The sequence below is a fragment of the Bacillus sp. SIMBA_031 genome, from assembly GCF_046535225.1.
GTDB classification, from domain to species: Bacteria; Bacillota; Bacilli; order Bacillales; family Bacillaceae; genus Bacillus; species Bacillus velezensis.
Genome location: NZ_JAWRXC010000231.1, coordinates 1 through 272 on the forward strand (window position 1 = coordinate 1; position 272 = coordinate 272).

1 protein-coding gene is annotated in these 272 nt (G+C 54.8%); it reads right to left on the reverse strand.

What is annotated here, in order from left to right; translation table 11 throughout:
* Window positions 1-150, reverse strand: a 150-nt coding sequence (locus SB724_RS20125) for a phage head-tail joining protein (RefSeq protein WP_021573073.1), incomplete at its 3' end; no start/stop codon positions are given.
* Between the last annotated feature and the right edge of the window lie 122 nt (window positions 151-272).

Sequence of the window (272 nt, forward strand, 5' to 3'; positions counted from 1 at the left end):
CAGCTCTGCAATATATTTTTTCAGGTCAGACACGGAAGTGGCCGTAAACTCCACCCTTCGTCCGTCTTTCTGTACTGTTGCCACCCGTTTACCTGTCATCAGGTCATGCAGTGCCGCACGGGCAGCGGCAAGTTCTTCCTGTCGCGTCATTCATCCTCTCCGGATAAGGCACGGGCGTAATCTGCCAGTGTTTTCTTGTTGGTTGCTGCACCATCCTCTTCCTGCAGGCTCGCCAGCAGCGCACTGAGATCCAGCTGCCAGCGGGAAATACT